Below are 12,464 nucleotides of genomic sequence, written 5' to 3' on the forward strand. Positions count from 1 at the left end.
AGCGCCTGCATGGCTGGGGCGTGCTGCGTGCGCCGTACCCTCACCCCAACCCCTCTCCCGACGGGAGAGGGGCTATTAGCTGCCTCAGCCTCTGCAAATCCCAAATCCCCAATCCCCGCCCCCAGGCATGTGCCACAAGCTGGGCACCGCGATGCTGGACTTGCCCGGCCCCAGACGCTAGCGTGCAAAGCGTTTTTGTCGTTTCAGGGGTAACCATGAACAACGCTGCCGCGCCGCGCCAGCTCACGTTCCGTGCCGTGGTGCTGGCGATCGTGCTGGCCGTGGTGCTGTCCGCCGCCAATGCCTACCTCGGTCTGTTCGCCGGCCTGACCATCGCCACCGCGATTCCGGCGGCGGTGGTGTCGATGGGGGTGCTGCGCCTGCTCGGCGGCGGTTCCATCCTCGAGAACAACATCGTGCAGACCGGCGCCTCGGCCGGTTCCTCGATCGCGGCCGGGGTGATCTTCACCATCCCGGCGCTGGTGATCATGGGCTACTGGCCGGACTTCAAGTACTGGTGGGTGCTAGGCATCGCCGGCATGGGCGGCCTGCTCGGGGTGCTGTTCTCGGTGCCGCTGCGGCGCTCGATGATCGTCGAGGATCCGCTGCCGTTCCCGGAGGGCAAGGCCGCCGCGGAAGTGCTCAAGGCCGGTGAGAATCCCGGGCCGGGGCTGAAGATCCTGGGTCTGTCGGCGGCGATCGGCGGGTTGGTCAAGCTCGGCGCGGCCAGCGGCCTGAAGGTGATTCCGGATACCTGGGCGCAGGCCGCGTACATCGGCAGCAGCAAGATGGTCGGCTACGTCGGCACCAATCTGTCGCCGGCGTTGCTGGGCGTGGGCTACATCGTCGGGCTCAACGTCGGCATCGTGGTGCTGTCCGGCTCGATCCTGTCCTGGCATATCGCCATCCCGCTCTATCAGCAGTTCTTCATGGGCTCCGACCCGGCGCTGGCGCAGAGCCTGGCCAATGCGCCGGCGGCCGAGGCTGCGTTTGGGATCTGGGGCGAAAAAGTCCGCTACCTCGGTGTGGGTGCGATGCTGATCGGCGGCGTGTGGACGCTGTTCTCGCTGCGCAAGTCGCTGCTGTCGGGCGTCAAGAGCGGCTTCGCCGCGGCGCGCAAGAGCACCGGCGGCGCCGCGGTGGCCGAGACCGACCGCGACCTGCCGATGAAGTGGATGCTGGTCGCGCTGCTGCTATGCACGCTGCCGCTGCTGGGCCTGTACCAGGCCATCGTCGGCCAGTGGCACGTCAGCGTGCCGATGACCCTCATCATGATCGTCGCCGGTTTCCTGTTCGTCTCGGTGTCCGGCTACCTGGCCGGCCTGATCGGCTCGTCGAACAACCCGGTCTCCGGCATCACCATCTCCACCATCCTGTTCGCCTCGGCGGTGCTGGTGCTGCTGCTCGGGCGCGATTCGCCGATCGGCGCGGTAGCCGCGATCATGATCGGCGCAGTGGTGTGCTGCGCCGCGGCGGTCGGCGGCGACAACCTGCAGGATCTGAAGACCGGCTACCTGGTCGGCGCCACGCCATGGAAGCAGCAGTTGATGCTGGCCATCGGCGCATTCTCCTGTGCGCTGATCATGGCGCCGGTGCTGAACCTGCTCGCAGAGGCGTACGGGATCGGCAGCAAGACGCTTCCGGCCCCCCAGGCGGTGTTGATGGCCTCGGTAGCCAAGGGTCTGTTCGGTGGGACACTGCCGTGGACGATGATTGCGATCGGCGCCGGTGTCGGTGCGGCGATCATCGCGTTTGACGAATGGTTGAAGAAGACGGGCAAGCGCTTTCGCGTGCCGGTGCTCGCCGCGGCGATCGGCATCTACCTGCCGCTGGAGCTGATGGTGCCGATTTTCCTTGGTGGCCTGATCGCCCACTTGGTCGAGCGTTTCCACAAGATTCGCGCCGATGACGAGGAAGGGCGAGATCGCGTGCATCGTCCAGGCGTGTTGTTTTCAGCGGGTCTTATCACCGGCGAGGCGTTGATGGGCATCGGCATTGCGCTTCCGATCGTCATCACCAACAACAAGAACGTGCTGGCGCTTCCCGAGGCCTATCACCTCAACCAGTGGTACGGCCTGGCGCTGCTGGCCTTCGTCGGCTGGCTGCTGTACCGCACCGGCCGCAAGGGCGAAGCCGCGGCCGCGCCGCGCACGTAACCGGCGCAATCGCCTCCTGCAACGCAACATCCGAAGCCCGGCCCCGCGCCGGGCTTCGCTTTTTCCGGCCGGGCCCGCGCGCCGCACGTGCCGATCCCATCAGCTTCTCGCTGGCTGCTCCGCGCCGCGTGTGTCGCAAAGACCGAATCTTGCCCGGGCCGCGTGCGCCTCCCGCGGTCCGCCTCACCACCGAGGCCAGCTTCGGCACCGGCCTGCTGCACTTTGCCGTATCAGTGCCTCGCGGCCACTCCCGATCCACCACGCTCATCCGGCCGCGGTATGGCCACGGTCCGCTTGCTATCCGAAACCGGGTCAGTGCGGGTCTTCGTAATCACAGCCGAGCCAGCACCTCGCTCTTCCCAATCCCCAATCCCGATTCCCCAATCCCGGCCCCTCCATGACTTCAGTCCTTTGCGCCACGCCCACTACGGCCCCTACCATCGACGTTTTGCCGTGTTCCGGAGACGCCCGATGACCCTGCGCTACGCCTTGCTGCCCCTGGCCCTGCTGACCGCGCTGCCAGCGCTGGCCGCCACCCGCGGTTTCGAAGTTCGCGACATGGTCGCCCTGGACCGGGTGTCCTCGCCGCTGCTGACGCCCGACGGCGGCACGGTGGTCTTCGCCAAGCGGCAGATGGACAAGGCGCTGGAGAAGTCCAGCACCAGCCTGTGGCTGCGCGACCTGCGCACCCGCGATGCGGCGCCGCCGAGGCGGCTGACCCCGGAAGGCTGGAACGTCAACTCGCCGGAGCTGTCGGCCGACGGCAAGACCGTCTACTTCCTCAGCGCCAAGTCCGGCCGCCAGCAGCTGTACGCGCTGCCGCTGGCCGGCGGCGCGCCGCGCCAGCTCACCGATTTCGCGCTGGACGTGGACAGCTACCGCATCGCGCCGCAGGGCGACCGCGTGGCCTTCAGCGCCGGCGTGTTCCAGGACTGCGGCTCGGACCTGGCCTGCACGCAGAAGCGCCTGGACGCCAAGAAGCAGTCCAAGGCCACCGGCGTGGTGTTTGACCAGTTGTTCGTGCGCCACTGGGATACCTGGAACGACGGCCGCCGCAACAGCCTGTTCGTCGCGCCGCTGCCGGCCGGCGCCAAGGCCAAGCCGGTGGCCGGCGCCTCGGCGGTCAGCGTGACCCTGGCCGGCGACATCCCCTCCAAGCCGTTCGGCGGCAGTGAGGACTACACCTGGGCGCCGGACGGGCAGTCGCTGGTCGCCAGCGTGCGCGTGGCCGGCCGCGAGGAACCGTGGTCGACCAACTTCGACCTGTACCGGCTGGACGCCGCCGGCAAGGCCGCGCCGGTCAACCTGACCGCGTCCAACCCGGCCTGGGACGCCGGCCCGGTGTTCTCCGCCGACGGCAAGACGCTGTTCTACCGCGCGATGAAGCGCCCCGGCTTCGAGGCCGACCGCTTCGGCCTGATGGCCATGGACGTGGCCAGCGGCAAGACCCGCGAGATCGCTCCGCAGTGGGACCGTTCCGCCGGCGAGATCGTGCTGTCGGCCGACGGCAAGACCGTCTACACCACCGCCGACGACATGGGCCAGCACCCGCTGTTCGCGGTCGACGTGGCCGATGGCAAGGTCCGCACCGTGGCCGCCGACGGCAGCGTCGGCTCACCGGTCCTGGCCGGCAACACCCTGGCCTTCACCCGCAACAGCCTCAAGAGCGGCGACCAGATCATGGTCGCCGATGCCGACGGCCAGCAGCCGCGCGCCATCACCCCCAGCGCCAGCGAACTGCTACCGGACGTGAAGTTTGGCGACTACGAGCAGTTCTCGTTCAAGGGCTGGAACAACGACACCGTGCACGGCTATGTGGTCAAGCCGTACAACTACCAGGAAGGCAAAACCTATCCGGTGGCGTTCCTGATCCACGGCGGCCCGCAGGGCAGCTTCGGCAACGGCTGGAGCTACCGCTGGAACCCGCAGACCTATGCGGGGCAGGGCTACGCGGTAGTGATGATCGACTTCCACGGTTCCACCGGCTACGGCCAGGCTTTCACCGATGCGATCAGCCAGCACTGGGGCGACCGCCCGCTGGAAGACCTGCAGAAGGGCTGGGACGCGGCGCAGAAGCAGTACGGCTTCCTCAACGGCGACAAGGCCTGCGCGCTCGGCGCCAGCTACGGCGGCTACATGGTCTACTGGATGGCCGGCAACTGGAACAAGCCGTGGAAGTGCCTGGTCGACCACGACGGCGTGTTCGACAACCGCATGATGGGCTACGCCACCGAGGAGCTGTGGTTCAGCGAGTGGGAGAACGGCGGCACGCCGTGGCAGAACCCGGCCGGCTACGAGAAGTTCAACCCGATCCTGCACGTGGACAAGTGGAAGGTGCCGATGCTGGTGATCCATGGCCAGCAGGACTTCCGCATCCCGATGGAGCAGGGCCTGGCCGCGTTCGGCGCGCTGCAGCGCAAGGGCATCGAGTCCAAGTTCCTGTACTTCCCGGACGAGAACCATTGGGTGCTGAAGCCGCAGAACAGCATCCTCTGGCACGACACGGTCAACGGCTGGCTGAAGCAGCATATCGGGGAGTGAGGGGACCTGGGGCTCGGGATTCCGGGCCCCTTTTCGGTCATGGCCCAGGTCCCGGGATTCGGGATTCGGGATTTTCCGCGATCCCGGTAACCCGATCGCCCTTGTTGGAGGGGCTTCAGCCCCGACGCCTTACCAATGAAGCGTCGGGGCTGAAGCCCCTCCCACAAAAACAACAGGGCGCTTGCAGCGCATCGCTCCTGCGAATTCACCCGCCCTTCGGTGCTTCTTTCGATCTTTGTTGACACCTCCAAACCTCCAACCGCGGCGCACGAATCCCGAATCGCCACTCCCGAATCCCCGCGCCACAGCCCGATGCCCTCGACGCCCCTGATCACCAACGACATCGTCATCTTCGGCCTGATCGCCGCCACCCTGGGCGCGGTGTTCTGGACCGCGGCGCGGCCGTCGGGATTTTGGAAGCGCTTCTACGGCATCGTGCCGGCACTGTTGCTGTGCTACCTGATTCCCGGCATCTACAACACCGTCGGGCTGATCGACGGCCAGCACAATTCGCTCTACAACCCGGTCGCGCGCGATGTGCTGCTGCCGGCGGCGCTGGTGCTGCTCACCCTCACCATCGATCTCAAGGGCATCCTGCGGCTGGGGCCGAAGCTGGTGGCGATGTACCTGGGCGCGTCCTTCAGCATCATGCTCGGCGCGGTGGTCGCGTTCCAGGTGATGAAGTGGCTGCATCCGGTGACCGTGGCCGGCGACACCTGGGCCGGCATGGCCGCATTGGCCGGCAGTTGGATCGGCGGCGGCGCCAACATGCTGGCGATGCGTGAGGTGTTCCAGGTCGATGCCACCACCTTCGGCCAGTTCGCGGTGGTCGACGTCGGCGTCGGCTACGTGTGGATGGCGCTGCTGATCTTCTTTGCGCAACGTGCGCCGGCGATCGATGCGCGCACGGGCGCCGACACCCGTGGCATCGACGACCTCAAGCAGCGCATCGCCCACTTCCAGGCTCAGCACGAACGCGTGGCCAGCCTCACCGACCTGATGCTGATCGTCGGCGTGGCCTTCGGCGCGGTCGGCCTGGCGCATGCGATCGCCACTCCCACGGCGGCGTGGTTCGACGCGAACGTGAGTTGGGCCAAGCAATTCAGCCTCGGCTCGCCGTTCGTGTGGGTGGTGGTGCTGGCGACCACCTTCGGCCTGCTGCTCAGCTTCACCCGCGCACGCACGCTCGAGGGCGCCGGCGCCTCGCGCATCGGCACGCTGCTGCTGTATTTCCTGATCGCCTGCATCGGCATGCAGATGGATCTGCTGGCGCTGTTCGACCGGCCCTGGATCTTCGCGCTCGGCCTGATCTGGCTCATCGTGCACGTTCTGCTGCTGCTGGCGCTGGGCAAGCTGCTGCGGGTGCCGTTCTTCTACTTCGCGATCGGCTCGCAGAGCAACGTCGGCGGCCCGGCCTCGGCGCCGGTGGTGGCGGCCGCGTTCCATCCGGCGCTGGCCCCGGTCGGCGTGCTGCTGGGCACGATGGGCTACGCCACCGGCACGTACCTGGCCTATCTGGTTGGGATCACCCTGCGCGCGATGGCCGGCGCTGGCTGAGCGGCGGCGGCGTGACCGCCGCAGCCTGTTCGCGTGCGGCAGCGCGATGCGGGGGCCGGCGCTGGGACTGCCGCCGTACATCGCGGGCGTGGATCTGGGGCGCTGCGTCCGGCGGTGTGCCTGCGAAACTGCTGGTCTGGGTGGTGGACGCCACGGCAGGCGTCGGCGTGGACGCCTGCCGTGATGCAGTCGCAGGCGGCGACTACTGCATCGCCACGCTGCGCTGCCGTTCTTCCTGCTGCTGTGGCGGCGCCTGCAGGTTCTGTTGCTGCAACTGGCCGACGTTGGCCTGCGACGGCTCGTGGGCCGCGGCCGCGGTCTGGACTTGGCTGCGCAGGTGCGCCGGGTTCTCCGGTTGCCCCTGGACCGCGAACAGTCGGTCGCCATCGCGGCTGGGCAGCACCTGGTCGATGCGCTGCAGGCCGTCCTGGCCGGCGCGCGCGGCGACGCTGGCGGCGGTGTTGAGGAAGGCTGCGTCGTCGTGCAGGCCGAGCCGGTCGCGCTGGCCGTCCAACTGCACCACCGCGTCGTTGAACAGGCGGCTGCCGGTCGACAGCGAACCCGATTGCGCCTGGCTCTGGACCTGACCCTGGCTCTGGTTCTGCGCCAGGTCCTCGGCCTTCATCACCGAATCGATGCCGTGCAGGTCCAGGCGATGCTTGAGCATCATCCCGGGGATCAGGCGCTGGCCGAACGACAGCGGGTCCGGTTCCGGCAGCTGGATCTGGTGGCCGGCGGCGTCGGGCATCAGGCCGCGGGTCAGCAGGTTGTCTTCCTGCAGGTAGGTCAGCAGTTCGTTCTTGACGTGATAGCCGCGGATCAGCCCGTCGGCGGCATAGGCCTTGGCCGCGTCGGCATCCAGCCCTTCGCGCTCGAGCGTCTTGTTGTTGACCCCGGCGGCGTTGAAGGTCACCGCCGGCACGTCGTTGACCATCGACGAGGCCGCGGCCAGGCCGCCACCCAGCGAGTGCCCGGAGATCAGCAGGTTGTCGCCGAAGGCCTGCTTGGCCTGGCTGCCGAGCTGGATCGCCGAGGCGTACTGTGAGTCGGAAAAGCCCAGGCCCTGGCCGAGGTTGTGTTTCCAGTCCTTCAGTTCGTCGGTGCCGCAGAAGCCCAGCACCACGTTGCCCTGCGGGTTGCGGTAGAACGCGGCATCGAAGCCGCTCTTGGCGTCGTGCTGCAGGCTGGGATCGATGCCGGCGCGCTGCAGCGCGGCGTCGTCCATGCGCGACCAGCCGTCGGGCAGCGCGGCGAAGGTCTCGGCGCCGCCGGCGCGGCGTTCGGCCGCGGTGTGGTAGAGGTCCTGCAGCAGCGGCGGTAGTTGCCGGTCCACGGCCTGCGGCTGCTGGCCGCGGACGGCGTCGGAGAAGGAGGTGGACGGATCGGACGGGGAAAGATCGTTCTGGTTCATGCGCGGCTCCGTGCGAATGTGGCGACCGACCGCGTCAGCGGCTCGCTTCCAACGGGATGGCGTGGGCGCTCAGCCAGGCGCGCACGTCGTTGCGGACCTGCTGCGCGTTGGCGTTGAGCAGGCGCTCGGGCGTGTTGAAGAAGTACGCCTGGAAGGTCTTGCCCTGGGCGTTGCGCAGGCTCGGATCGACCCCGGCCTGCAGCAGCCTGGGCACCCACGGATTGCCGGCGCTGCTCTGCGCGGCCAGGTGCAGCAACGAGTTGCCGGTGGCGTCGACCCGCTTCGGATCGGCGCCGGCCTTGAGCAGCAGTTCGATCTGCGCGTCGCGCTTGCTCTGCACGGCGCGGAACAGCGGCGTCCAGTTCGCGCGCGCACTCACCGGATCGACCGGGGCGCCGTGCTGCAGCAGGATCTCCAGGTATTGCGGATCCTTGGCCATGGCGGCCATGTGCACCACGGTTTCCTGATCCATGCCCGGCAGCGACGGGTCGGCACCGGCGTCGAGCAGCGCCGCCAGCGCGCGCGGCTGTTCGTTCCAGATGGCCCATTCGAGCAGGGTGACGTTCTGGTCGCCGTGCGCGGACAGGTCCGTGCTGGGCGCCAGGGCGGCGATGCGGGCGACGTCGCCGCGCGCGATGGCGGCGGCGATGTCGGCGAGTGCGGGGTCGCGGAACGCGACCGAATGATCCTGCAGCGAGGCTGACATGGCGGAATGCTCCTTGGCGCCGGACTGTGCGGCGCAACTGACCGAGAAGAACAGCGAGGTCGCGAGTGCGATCAGGGCGGGGACGGGCGTACGCATGCAAGGCTCCTTTCCTGTTCGCGGTCCTGGGATGACGGCGCACGTCCTGGCGCCGTTGCCGATGCTAGCAGCGGATCGCAGTGGTGTTGTGCCAGTTTTGTGACGCGGTCTGCGAATCTCTGGTGGCGTCCCGCCAGGCGGTCCATCGTTTAACCGGAAACAAACGCTTGGCGGCCGGGATATCGCCGAGATGCGATTGCTGCCGCGAGCGGGCAGGGCGGACAGGCAGCGCCGCAGGCGCATGCAGCGTGTGCGCATGGGATCGGCCGTGCTGTCGCGACTGCAGGCGCCGCACAGGCGAGGGACATGTGCGCAGCGGCATAATGGATGTTTTCCCAAAGGAGCGCGCGATGACGGCGACCCCCTTCGACCTGGTGATCAGCGATTGCGACGGCGTGCTCGTCGACAGCGAAGTGCTGGCCGACCGGGTGATGCTCGACGCGCTGGGCGCCTATGTGCCGCGGGCCGAACTGGAACGCTTTCTTGCGGGCAGCTTCGGCCTCACCGCACAGGAAATCGTGCAGCGCGTGCAACGGCAGTACGCGCTGGCGCTGCCGCCGGGCCTGTGCCAGGAGATCCGCACACGCTCGGAGGCGCTGATTGCCGCCGAGGTGCAGCCGATCGACGGTGTGCGCGAGGCCTTGCTGGCGTTGCCGCTGCCGCTGGCGGTCGCCTCCAACAGCATGCGCGAGAGCGTGGTCGCCTCGGTGGCGCGCGCCGGCCTGCATGAGCGTGTCGGCGAACGCATCTTCAGCGCCGACATGGTGGCGCGGCCCAAGCCCGCGCCGGACGTGTATCTGCTGGCGGCGCGCACGCTGGAGGTGGCGCCGGAACGCTGCCTGGTGATCGAGGACAGCGTCACCGGCGCCAGCGCCGCGCTGGCCGCGGGCATGACCGTGATCGGTTTCACCGGCGCCGCGCACATCCCCGCCGGACATGCCGCGACCCTGCGCCAGCTCGGCGTGGCCGCGGTGATGGAACATATGCGCGAGTTGCCGCAGACCTATGCGGAACTGGTGCGCGCCGCGGCGGCCTGAAGAGCGGGGATTGGGGAATCGGGATTGGGGAATGGGAGCGGCGCCGCGAGTGCATGGCATCCGCGTGCTTCTCTGTAAGAGCGGCTTTAGCCGCGATGCCTTGTCGGTAATGCGTCGCGGCTGAAGCCGTTCCTACAACAGCCAAGCGGCGATGCTCATTGCAAGCATCGCCGCAGTTTCATCACGATCAACGCCGCCTTCGCCGAATACCTTCAGGCGCTCGCCACCAATCCCAAATCCCGACTCCCCAATCCCCGCCTTTCAACAACAGCGAAACCCGCTCTTGCCGCCGTACCGCGCCTCCTGGCGCTCGCGGAAGAAGGTCTTGTAGTCCATCGGCTCGCGGTCCGGATGCTTTTCCAGCATGTGCCGCACGTAGTTGTCGTAGTCGGGAATGCCGCAGCACAGCCGCGCGGTCTGCACCAGGCGCCGCCATAGCCGGCGGTGCGCCTGGTACTGCCCGACCGGAACCAGGGCGCCGGCCATTACAGGTCCGCCATCTGGTGCGGCTGCAGGGCCACGTACGCGGTCTCGCGGTCGCTGCGCTGCGGGTTGCGGCGCGCGGCAAGAATGGTCTTGATCGCGTAGACCAGCACCGCGAACACCACGCACAGGAACAGCACGGTCAGCCCGGTGTTGACGTAGGCATTGGTGACGATCTGCTGCATCTGCGCCACCGACTTGGCCGGTGCTGTGATGGTGCCGCTGGCGATGGCGTCCTGGAACTTGTGCGCCTGCGCCATGAAGCCCTGCGACGGGTTGCGGTCGAAGATCTTGATCAGGCCGGCGTAGGTGGTGCAGATCAGCAGCCATACCGCCGGCACCGCGGTCACCCAGGCGTAGCGGTCGCGCTTCATCTTGAACAGCACCACCGTGCCCAGCATCAGCGCGATGCCGGCCAGCATCTGGTTGGAGATGCCGAACAGCGGCCACAGCGTCTGGATGCCGCCGAACGGATCGACCACGCCGGTGTACAGCAGGTAGCCCCACAGGGCCACGCAGCCGGCGGTGCCGATGATGTTGGCGGTCCACGACTCGGTCTTCTTCAACGCAGGGATGAAGTTGCCGAGCAGGTCCTGCAGCATGAAGCGGCCGGCGCGGGTACCGGCGTCCACCGCGGTGAGGATGAACAGCGCCTCGAACAGGATCGCGAAGTGGTACCAGAAGGCCATCATCGCGTCGCTGCTGTTGGGGATGGCCTGGTGCAGGATCTGCGCGATGCCCACGGCCAGCGTCGGCGCACCGCCGGCGCGATGCAGGATGGTGGGTTCGCCGATCGCCGCGGCGGTGGCGGTCAGTTGCTCCGGGGTGATGGCGAAGCCCCAGGTGGTGCTGATGTGGTGCGCGGCGGCGGCGACGTCGGCGCCGATCACCGCGGCCGGGCTGTTCATCGCGAAGTACACGCCCGGGTCGATGATCGAGGCCGCCACCAACGCCATCACCGCCACGAACGATTCCATCAGCATGCCGCCGTAGCCGATGTAGCGCATGTGCGACTCGTTGGCGAGCAGCTTGGGCGTGGTGCCCGAGGAGATCAGCGCATGGAAGCCGGACACCGCGCCGCAGGCGATGGTGATGAACAGGAACGGGAACAGGCCGCCCTTCCACACCGGGCCGTCGCCGCTGGCGGCGAACTGCGTGAGCGCCGGCATCTTCAGCTCCGGCATCACCACCAGGATGCCGATCGCCAGGGCGATGATGGTGCCGATCTTGAGGAAGGTGGACAGGTAGTCGCGCGGCGCCAGCAGCAGCCACACCGGCAGCACCGAGGCGACGAAGCCGTAGCCGATCAGCATCCAGGTGATCTGCGTGCCGGTGAAGGTGAAGGCCGGGCCCCAGGTGGGATCGGCGGCGACCTTGCCGCCGAACCAGATCGCCGCCAGCAGCAGGATCAGCCCGACCACCGAGATCTCGCCGATCTTGCCGGGGCGGATGTAGCGCATGTACACGCCCATCAGGATCGCGATGGGCATGGTCGCGATCACCGTGAACATGCCCCAGGGGCTTTCCGCCAGCGCCTTGACCACCACCATCGCCAGCACCGCCAGGATGATGATCATGATCAGGAAGGCGCCGAACAGGGCGATGGTGCCGGGCACCTGACCCATTTCCTCGCGGACCAGGTCGCCGAGCGAGCGGCCGTTGCGGCGGCTGGAGAGGAACAGCACCATGAAGTCCTGCACCGCGCCGGCCACCACCACGCCGACCACCAGCCACAGCAGGCCGGGCAGGTAGCCCATCTGCGCGGCCAGCACCGGCCCGACCAGCGGCCCGGCGCCGGCGATGGCGGCGAAGTGGTGGCCGAACAGCACGTGCTTGTTGGTCGGCACGTAGTCCAGGCCGTCGTTGTTGAGCACCGCCGGCGTGGCCCGGGTGGGGTCGAGCTGCATCACCTTGTCGGCGATGAACAGGCTGTAGAAGCGGTAGGCGATCAGGTAGATCGACACCGCGGCCACCACGATCCACAGCGCATTGATGTGTTCGCCGCGGCGCAGGGCGATGGTGCCGAGGCAGAACGCCGCCAGGATGGCGAGTGCGGCCCAGGCCAGCTTGGAAAACCCTTTCATGCAGAACGCTCCCCCGGAGATTGCCGCAAGGGTCGCCCCGATGGCCTGGGGGGTCAATGGCGGGGAGGGCCGAGGGGCTAGTACTTTGGTCGTAGACAGTCCTTGTGACGAACGGTGTGGCGGGGACGGACGGCGCAGCGCGCGAGTCCCTCTCCCCCCGGGAGAGGGGTTGGGATGAGGGTACGGGTGCGAAGCCCTCGCGAAGCCAGCCTGTGCGCGAGGCTGCGCCCGTACCCTCATCCGCCCCTGCGGGGCACCTTCTCCGGTGGAGAAGGGAAAGGCGTGAGCCCCTCTCCCGTCGGGAGAGGGGTTGGGGTGAGGGTACGGGGGCGAAGCCCTCGCGAAGCCACCCTGCGCACGAGGCTGCGCCCGTACCCTCATCCGCCCCTGCGG

The 12,464-nt window shown here is 68.1% G+C and carries 8 protein-coding genes; 4 read left to right on the forward strand and 4 right to left on the reverse strand.

What is annotated here, in order from left to right:
• Positions 1-215 precede the first annotated feature (215 nt).
• From D588_RS0121380 to D588_RS0121390, 3 genes are all read left to right on the forward strand, one after another.
• Complete coding sequence (locus D588_RS0121380; protein ID WP_017917453.1) at positions 216-2,156, forward strand: oligopeptide transporter, OPT family; 1,941 nt, start codon at positions 216-218, stop codon at positions 2,154-2,156.
• Between the two features lie 471 nt (positions 2,157-2,627).
• Positions 2,628-4,697, forward strand: a complete 2,070-nt coding sequence (locus D588_RS0121385) for a S9 family peptidase (protein WP_017917454.1) — start codon at positions 2,628-2,630, stop codon at positions 4,695-4,697.
• Positions 4,698-5,009: 312 nt separating this feature from the next.
• Entirely contained in the window at positions 5,010-6,254 is a 1,245-nt protein-coding gene (locus tag D588_RS0121390; protein WP_017917455.1) for a DUF819 family protein, read from the forward strand.
• 202 nt (positions 6,255-6,456) lie between these two features.
• Here the strand turns inward: D588_RS0121390 and D588_RS0121395 are convergent, their stop codons facing one another.
• Both D588_RS0121395 and D588_RS0121400 read right to left on the reverse strand, forming a co-directional pair.
• On the reverse strand, positions 6,457-7,665 hold the full coding sequence (locus D588_RS0121395; protein ID WP_017917456.1) for an XVIPCD domain-containing protein: 1,209 nt from the start codon (positions 7,663-7,665) through the stop codon (positions 6,457-6,459).
• A gap of 34 nt (positions 7,666-7,699) precedes the next feature.
• Positions 7,700-8,467 carry an ankyrin repeat domain-containing protein gene (locus D588_RS0121400; RefSeq protein WP_017917457.1) on the reverse strand — a complete coding sequence of 256 codons (768 nt, stop codon included), beginning with the start codon at positions 8,465-8,467 and terminating at the stop codon, positions 7,700-7,702.
• 350 nt (positions 8,468-8,817) lie between these two features.
• Here D588_RS0121400 and D588_RS0121405 point away from each other — a divergent pair, with 350 nt between their 5' ends.
• Positions 8,818-9,504: an HAD family hydrolase gene (locus D588_RS0121405; RefSeq protein ID WP_017917458.1), complete on the forward strand. Its 687-nt coding sequence runs from the start codon at positions 8,818-8,820 to the stop codon at positions 9,502-9,504.
• A 261-nt stretch (positions 9,505-9,765) separates the two neighbouring features.
• Here the strand turns inward: D588_RS0121405 and D588_RS0121410 are convergent, their stop codons facing one another.
• Both D588_RS0121410 and D588_RS0121415 read right to left on the reverse strand, forming a co-directional pair.
• The gene (locus D588_RS0121410; RefSeq protein WP_017909376.1) at positions 9,766-9,990 is read right to left on the reverse strand and encodes a CstA-like transporter-associated (seleno)protein; all 225 of its coding nucleotides are present in this window, start codon (positions 9,988-9,990) and stop codon (positions 9,766-9,768) included.
• A complete protein-coding gene (locus D588_RS0121415; RefSeq protein ID WP_017917459.1) occupies positions 9,990-12,071 on the reverse strand; it encodes a carbon starvation CstA family protein in 2,082 nt (693 codons plus the stop codon). The genes D588_RS0121410 and D588_RS0121415 overlap by 1 nt, the downstream gene beginning before the upstream one ends.
• Positions 12,072-12,464 lie beyond the last annotated feature (393 nt).

The organism is Xanthomonas sp. SHU 308 (genome assembly GCF_000364645.1).
GTDB classification, from domain to species: Bacteria; Pseudomonadota; Gammaproteobacteria; order Xanthomonadales; family Xanthomonadaceae; genus Xanthomonas_A; species Xanthomonas_A sontii.

What these genes read in the sequence shown, in the direction of transcription:
- D588_RS0121385 (WP_017917454.1), top strand. Translation starts at nt 2,628, where the DNA reads ATGACCCTGCGCTACGCCTTGCTGCCCCTGGCCCTGCTGACCGCGCTG.
- D588_RS0121400 (WP_017917457.1), bottom strand. Translation starts at nt 8,467, where the DNA reads ATGCGTACGCCCGTCCCCGCCCTGATCGCACTCGCGACCTCGCTGTTC.
- D588_RS0121390 (WP_017917455.1), top strand. Translation starts at nt 5,010, where the DNA reads ATGCCCTCGACGCCCCTGATCACCAACGACATCGTCATCTTCGGCCTG.
- D588_RS0121405 (WP_017917458.1), top strand. Translation starts at nt 8,818, where the DNA reads ATGACGGCGACCCCCTTCGACCTGGTGATCAGCGATTGCGACGGCGTG.
- D588_RS0121395 (WP_017917456.1), bottom strand. Translation starts at nt 7,665, where the DNA reads ATGAACCAGAACGATCTTTCCCCGTCCGATCCGTCCACCTCCTTCTCC.
- D588_RS0121410 (WP_017909376.1), bottom strand. Translation starts at nt 9,990, where the DNA reads ATGGCCGGCGCCCTGGTTCCGGTCGGGCAGTACCAGGCGCACCGCCGG.
- D588_RS0121415 (WP_017917459.1), bottom strand. Translation starts at nt 12,071, where the DNA reads ATGAAAGGGTTTTCCAAGCTGGCCTGGGCCGCACTCGCCATCCTGGCG.
- D588_RS0121380 (WP_017917453.1), top strand. Translation starts at nt 216, where the DNA reads ATGAACAACGCTGCCGCGCCGCGCCAGCTCACGTTCCGTGCCGTGGTG.